This window comes from Methanocrinis sp., from assembly GCF_049974945.1.
GTDB lineage: Archaea > Halobacteriota > Methanosarcinia > Methanotrichales > Methanotrichaceae > Methanocrinis.
This window is the reverse complement of sequence record NZ_JBNGCU010000016.1, coordinates 20639-26163: the sequence shown is the minus strand read 5'-3', so window position 1 is coordinate 26163 and position 5525 is coordinate 20639. Positions and strand designations below refer to the sequence as shown.

5 protein-coding genes are annotated in these 5525 nt (G+C 60.0%); all 5 read right to left on the bottom strand.

Annotated features, from left to right (window positions below; genetic code table 11):
* On the bottom strand, positions 1-1417 hold a 1417-nt coding region (locus ACP5EL_RS02955; protein ID WP_428400953.1), incomplete at its 3' end, for a DEAD/DEAH box helicase.
* Between the two features lie 10 nt (positions 1418-1427).
* A complete protein-coding gene (locus tag ACP5EL_RS02950) occupies positions 1428-2216 on the bottom strand; it encodes a MarR family transcriptional regulator (protein WP_428400952.1) in 789 nt (262 codons plus the stop codon).
* A 3-nt stretch (positions 2217-2219) separates the two neighbouring features.
* Positions 2220-2735: an ArsR family transcriptional regulator gene (locus ACP5EL_RS02945; RefSeq protein WP_428400951.1), complete on the bottom strand. Its 516-nt coding sequence runs from the start codon at positions 2733-2735 to the stop codon at positions 2220-2222.
* Between the two features lie 191 nt (positions 2736-2926).
* Positions 2927-4834 (bottom strand): beta-CASP ribonuclease aCPSF1, encoded by a 1908-nt coding sequence (locus ACP5EL_RS02940; RefSeq protein ID WP_428400950.1) that lies wholly within the window; start codon positions 4832-4834, stop codon positions 2927-2929.
* A 31-nt stretch (positions 4835-4865) separates the two neighbouring features.
* The gene (gene psmB / locus ACP5EL_RS02935) at positions 4866-5489 is read right to left on the bottom strand and encodes an archaeal proteasome endopeptidase complex subunit beta (RefSeq protein ID WP_428400949.1); all 624 of its coding nucleotides are present in this window, start codon (positions 5487-5489) and stop codon (positions 4866-4868) included.
* Positions 5490-5525: the final 36 nt, after the last annotated feature.

The window sequence follows — 5525 nt, the reverse complement described above, 5'->3', positions numbered from 1 at the left end:
CCACCTTCCTCCTCTGGTCGTACTGCATCCCGGCGTGGTAGGCGGCGGAGTTGGGTATGGCTGCGGAGAGGTTGTTGCAGTTCTTCCTCGAGTTGGTGAAGATTATCGTCTGGCCTTTGTACCCTGTGGAGGAGGTCTTGGAAGCCGCCTCCCGGACCAGCCGTCGCAATAGCCCCCTCTTCTCCTGAAATTCGGCGAATATCAGGTGGCGCTCGATGGCGACCGGCCTCACCGCGTAGTCGACGAGGTCGGAGCCGAGCTGCTCCGCCAGGGCAGCGGGATTGCCCACGGTGGCCGAGAGGTAGATGAACTGGGCCTCCGGAAACCTGAACCGGAGCCTCGCTATGAGGCCCGAGAGCCTATGGCCCCGCTCTTTCTCCTCCAGCATGTGGACCTCGTCGATGACGATGGTTCCGACCTTCCCCAGCTCCCTTCCAGTCCGTAGAACCTGGTCTATCCCCTCGTAGGTCCCGGTGATGATCTCGGAGCTCAGATCCTGCCTCATCCTCTTACCTCGGCCGAGCTTGATCCGGGAGACCCCCACCTTGATCGACGTTCTGGCCCCCAGATCCCGGTAGAGGGAGAGCTGGTCGTACTTCTGGTTGGCCAGGGCCACCAGGGGGACGAGAAAGAGGAGCTTCCCCCTCCCCTCCAGGAAGTTCTTGATCCCCGCCATCTCACCGACGAGGCTTTTGCCGGTGGCTGTGGCCGATACGACCAGGAGGTTCTTCCCCTTCAAGAGACCTCCCCGGACAGCCTTCGCCTGGACCGGGAGGAGGGTCTTCGTCCTCTTCATCAGAAAAGCCTTGAGCTCTGCTGGGAGGTCGAGGGCCTCGACGGGCATGAGATCCTCGTCCCCCTGGGCGGGGATCTCGTCGAACTTGGTCAGATCCGAGTCGAGCCTATCCAGGGCCAGGAGGGCGAGGACGTCGTCGAGATTTCTTCTCTTGAGAAGAAGCCTCCCCAGATGGAGCTTCGCCGCCCGGCCCAGGTGTCTGAAGTCGGCCTCCCTCCGGAGCTCCTCGGCGGCGCACCGCTCGCAGATCAGGCCGCCCTTGTACTTGACCGCCCTCCTGTCCAGGGGAGTGAACTTCTTCTTCTCCGAGAGGCAGAGCTGGCAGATTGAGACCTTCCGAAAAGGGAGCTGAAAGGCCTCGAGAAACTCGACGAGCTGCCCCTCGACGGAGGGGTGGCCCGGGGCGATGTAGATCGAGCTGGCCTTTCGCAGAAGCCTGACCAGATCGTCCGGCGGGAGGTACCTCTCGTCCCCGTCCTTATTTACAAGAAACTTCCTGGGCCTCGGACCTTTGGGCGTCTCCTGGAGGCGGAGGTATCCTTCGAATAGGGTCTCAGCCCCCCGGAGGGGGAGGATCAGAACCCTCCCCTTCTCAGCCCTGGCCAGAACCGCGATCGACATCGAGACACGATCAGTTCGACGTGAGGTCGACGAGATCGTACTTCAGCCCCTCGGCCTCCAGCCTTCCCATGAGGTTTGGGACCTGCTCGTCGACGCAGATGATCACCGAGGATACACCGTGAAAGGCCGACTCCACCGCCGACTCCTTCGCCCCGAAGAAGACGTCCGGCTCCCTGCCCACCTTTCTCAGGGCGACGAGAGACTCTATGCCCAAAGCCCCCACCATCTTCCCGTTGGCGATGATCCTGGTGAGGACCCCGAGGTCGACGTTCCGAGACCCGCCCATCTGGACCCTCGGAACCTTGCCGACGGTGATCGTCCCCTCTTTTAGGCTGATCAGCCCCTTGAGGTTCGATACGCCCACGTCCTCCCCGGCCCGGGCATCGGAGATGGTCACCCCGGTCGCGCCCTCACCGCCTTTCTGGCCCGCATAGAGGAGTCCGTCCCTCATCTCCAGAGATACCGTCTCCCCCTCCTCCAGCTCCTCGTCGGCTATGGCGCCCCAGACCGAGACGTGACTTATGATCTCCTCCATCACGTACCGAGCGTACCGTTTCAGATCGGCGGCACTCTCGAGAAGCCATTCCACGCCCTCTTTTGTGATCCGGTACCTCATCCTGCCGTCGGATATAACGAGCCCGTCGGCCACCAGGTCCTTGATATACTCGGAGATCGCCTGGGGGGTGACGCCGAGCCTCTCGGCCACCTCCTTCTGCCGGATGTTCGGCTGGTTTGCGGCGATCTCCACCAAGATCTGAAATCTCGAGCTGTCCCTCTTGCTCTGTAAAACGTCGACCATCTTCTAACCCTCTTCCCTGTAGAGCTCGATCCGCTGACCCCTGACAGAGAGTCTCTCCGCCCGTTTGGAAGCCCCTCTTATGAAGGCCTGGCTGAGGTCCAGTTCTCGAGAGAGGTTGGCGAGGGAGGTGTTGCCCTTGGCGACGACCTCCTCGATCTTCTCGGTCACCTCTCGGAGCTCATCATCCGACATCGAGGTGAGATATATCAGCTCGCTCAGATCCTCCAGGGAACAGACGAAGTTGGCCTGAATCCGGGAATAGCTGGAATGATACTCCTTCTTCGGGGTTTCGCCAGGTTTTGGCGTCTTCCACTTGGTCTCCGCCAATCCGCTCTTCTTCAGAAGATCGAGGCTCCTATGAACCCCTCTTTCGTCGCCGATAAGCTCTGAAAGCTCCGCTTCTGTACGCCAATCACAGCAGAGCTCTTCAAATACCCTTTTATGAACTTCTGAACCGAAAGCCAGGAGCAGAGGAACAAGATCGGAGGGATCGTTGATGATCCGAGTTCTCTTTCCCATCGCACAAAACCTCGTCCGCCAATTGGCGCTCAAATTTGATAAATCTTTTGAAGAATCCATCGCCGCCTTCGAGGCAGAGGGGAGCCGATCTTAGGCATATCGCGGTCGAGCCCAAAAGGCGGCGGAGATCGAATTGCCGCCTTTTCTCGCCCCCTGGAAGAAGATCTTCGGGCTCGCCCTTCTCCGCCCGATCAGATCAGCCTTACCGTCTCCAGGTTCATGGGCGCCATCGTCGGTATCCTGTGCTTCTTGTAGATGGAGCTCGCGAGGTCGAGACAGTTGCTCTCGTCGCCGTGGTTTGTGATCACCCTCGAGGGCTTGGGGTAGACCCTTCTCACATAGTCCATCAGCTGGTTTCGGTCAGAGTGACCAGAGAAGCCGTCGACGGTGACCACATCCAGGTTGATCTTGACGGTCTGGGTCCTCCCCCCAGAGGAGAGGGGGACCTCGTTCCAGCCCTTCTGGATCCTGCGGCCGAGGGTCCCCTCGGCCTGGTAGCCCACTATCACCAGGGTGTTCTTCTCATCAGGCCCCAGCCCCTTCAGGTACTCCATTATCGGGCCGCCGTTCAGCATCCCGCTCGTCGCCAGGACGACGCAGGGGTCGCCCTCCATGATGCTCGTCCGCTGGCTTGCGCTCTCCACCTGGACGAAGCAGTCCGAGAGGAAGGGGTTGATCCCCTTATGGAAGATCAGGTCCCGGAGCTCGTTGTTCAGGTACTCTGGGTAGGTGGTGTGGATGGCCGTCGCCTCGTAGATCATGCCGTCGAGGTAGACGCTGATCTCGGCGAGGTTCTTCTTCCTGATCGCCTCCTCGAGAGCGATCATCACCTCCTGGCTCCTCCCCACGGCGAAGGCCGGGATGATCACCTTTCCGCCGCGCTTTATGGTATCCCGGACCACCTTGAGAAGCCTGTTCTCGGCCTCCTTCCGGGAGGGCTGGGTGCTGCCCGACCCGCCGTAGGTCGCCTCCATCACCAGGGTCTCAAGCCGGGGGAAGGAGTGGACCGCAGGGTCGAAGAGCCTCGTCTTCTCGAACTTGAAGTCCCCGGTGAAGGCGACGTTGTATAGGCCGTCTCCCACGTGGAAGTGGCAGATGGCTGAGCCCAGGATGTGGCCCGCGTTGTGCATGGTGAGCTTGGTGTCGGGGGCTATGTCGGTCACGTCGCCGTAGTTCAGGGTGATGGTGTGCTTCAGGGCCTCCCTGATCATGGCGGACTCGTAGGGGATCCTCTTCCCCTCCCGTGCCGCCACATCGATGTAGTCGAGCTGGAGGAGGACGAAGAGATCTCTTGTGGGCTGGGTGCAGTATATCGGCCCCTCGTACCCGTACTTGTAGAGCATCGGAACGAGGCCGGCGTGGTCCAGGTGGGCGTGGGTGAGGACCACGGCGTCGATCTGGTTTAAGGGGTACGCCTCGGGGACGTAGAGGTAGGGCGTCGCGCTGTCGTCGGATCCGACGTTGACGCCGCAGTCGACGATGATCTTCGATTCGGGGGTCGAGAGGAGCATGCAGCTTCTTCCGACCTCTCGGCACCCACCGAGGGTGGTTATCCTCACCCACTGGTCCTTTGAGGCGACGTCTCTGTGGATCCTCCTTCCGATCGTCTTCAGGATCTCCTTTCTCTCGGACTGGACAGACCGGAGGTACTCTTTGGTGTTGGCGATGGTGGATGACCGCACCGGCGGCGTCCTCACCACCTTCGGGGTCCAGCCGATCAACTTTGTGATCTCTCGCAGGGTGGCCCCGTGTCGTCCGATCACGAGCCCCGGCTTCTCGGCCTCGATCACCACCTCTCCAGTCTCGCCGTCGAAGTAGTAGTCGGTGAGCCCCGCCTCGGAGGGGACCACCTGCTGAATTTTCTTCACCGCGCCCTCGGGGTCGGCCAGGACCTTCAGGTCTGGCCTGACCACCACTCTCTTTCTCAAATCTTTTGCAAGGGAGCGGATGATCTCGCCATCGTCTGCCAGCCTTCTTGGGTCGTCGGTGTATATTACCAGCTCAGGGCCCTCGAATTCGATGCCGGTGACGTTTATGTTCGGAGGCAGCTTGCTCTGCACTCTCCGCTTAAGCTCAAGGAGTACTTCCTCAACAGACAATGAAACACATCCAAAAAAAGTTTATTTTTACTTAGAGAGCCTGCCGGATATTTTCCACAACAGATTCATCTACCACCTCATACCCGTCGCCGGTAATCTTGACCAACTGTATGACGTCGCCAGAGGCCGAATCTCTCTTCATGGCGTTGTGGATGGCCCTTACGGCGAGCTTCGAGCCCTCTTCGATCTCCATCTCGGGATCGTAGAGAGCCTCAAGGACTCCGTATGCGGTTGGGGAGCCGGATCCAGTGGCCACGATCTTCTGCTCCTCGATCTGGCCGCCCAGGGCGTCCAGGGAGAAGAGCTGCGGGCCCTTCTTGTCCACGCCGCCTAAAAGGAGCTGCACCATGAAGGGAAAGTACCTCCTCGAAGCGAGGACGTTGGATAAAAGGGAACCTGTCGCCTTGACGGTCATCGGCTCGCCCCTCTGCATGTTGTAGAGCCTGGCCTCCACCTGGATCATCCTGACGAGGGACTGGGCGTCGCCCACCACTCCCGCAGTGGTCAAGCCGATGCGGTCGGAGATCTTGTATATCTTCTGTGCAGTGGTGCTGGCGATGAAGTTGCCCATGGTGGCCCGGCTCTCTGATGCGAGCACGACACCATCTTTGCAGACGATTCCCACCGTAGTTGTGCCTTTGAACACCTCGACCATCTAAATACCTCGAATTAAAATCAGAAAACGGACGAA